Source organism: Stenotrophomonas sp. GD03877, from assembly GCF_029840555.1.
Classification (GTDB): domain Bacteria; phylum Pseudomonadota; class Gammaproteobacteria; order Xanthomonadales; family Xanthomonadaceae; genus Stenotrophomonas; species Stenotrophomonas geniculata.
In genome coordinates this window covers 1-1,234 of the sequence record NZ_JAOCCT010000075.1, presented here as the reverse complement: position 1 = coordinate 1,234, position 1,234 = coordinate 1, and the positions used below count along the sequence as shown (strand labels likewise).

At 58.6% G+C, this 1,234-nt stretch carries 1 protein-coding gene; it reads left to right on the top strand.

Going from position 1 to position 1,234, the window contains the following annotated elements:
• Positions 1-63 precede the first annotated feature (63 nt).
• A protein-coding gene (locus N5D20_RS24635; RefSeq protein WP_087944428.1) for an IS3-like element ISStma9 family transposase occupies positions 64-1,205 on the top strand; the annotation gives its coding sequence in 2 pieces (ribosomal slippage) (positions 64-301 and positions 301-1,205; 1,143 coding nt in all).
• Positions 1,206-1,234 lie beyond the last annotated feature (29 nt).

Genomic DNA, 1,234 nt, shown 5'->3' with positions numbered 1-1,234 from the left:
TGAATCGCCCAGGGTTCCGTAGACACCTCGCAGCCATAAACTATGGCTTAGGCGGAGGTGGTTATGAGCACGAAGCGGTACACCGATGAGTTCAAGATCGAGGCGGTCCGACAGATCGTTGAGTACGGCCGTCCGGTAGCGGAGGTTGCCGAGCGACTGGGCGTGTCGATCCATAGTCTTTACGGCTGGAAGCGGCAACAAGGCAAAGGCGATGTTGGCCGGCGTGTCGAGCAGGACCAGAACGCGGAAGTGCGCCGCCTCAAGGCTGAGCTACGCAGAGTCACTGAAGAGCGAGACATCCTAAAAAAAGCCGCCGCGTACTTTGCAAAGGGGTAAGAGCAAAGTACGCCTTCATGAAGCAACACGCAGATGAGTTCGGCCTCGCGGCGATGTGTCGGATGCTTGGCGTCCATCGCAGTGGCTACTACGCCTGGCTAAAAGAGCCGGCAAGCGCTCGCGACAAGGACGATCAGCGGTTGCTCGGCCTAATCAAGCACAGCTGGCTGGAAAGCGGCTCTGTGTATGGCCACCGCAAAGTGACCACAGATCTGCGCGAGCTTGGCGAGACGTGTAGTCGTCATCGCGTGGCACGCTTGATGAAGAGCGAGGGGCTGCGGGCAATGGTCGGCTACGGTCGGCGACCACGCCCATTGAGCGGCCCTGTTGGATCAGTCGCCAAGAACGTTCTGGCTCGCGGCTTCAAAGTCAGTGAGCCAAATCGCGCGTGGGTCACGGACATCACCTACATCCGCACGTACGACGGCTTCCTGTACTTGGCGGTAGTGCTTGATCTGTTTTCGCGTCAGGTCGTTGGATGGGCAACCCGACCAACTCAACATACGGACCTGGTTTTGCAGGCGCTATTGGCCGCAGTGTGGCGGCGCAAGCCAAGCCCCGGGCTTCTGCTTCACTCCGACCAGGGAACCCAGTTCACCAGCGAAGACTGGCAGAGCTTCCTGCGCGAGCACGACATCGTGTGCAGCATGAGTCGACGAGGAAACTGCCATGACAACGCAGCGATGGAGAGCTTCTTCCAGCTACTGAAGCGGGAGCGTATTAAGCGGAGGATCTACAGCAATCACGACGAGGCACGGGCCGACGTCTTCCAGTACATCGAGATGTTCTACAACCCAAAACGGCGGCACAGTTCCAACGACGGGCTGTCCCCGGTAGAGTTCGAGAAGCAGTACGCACTAAACGGCTGACGACTGTCTACAAAATCCTGGGCGATTCA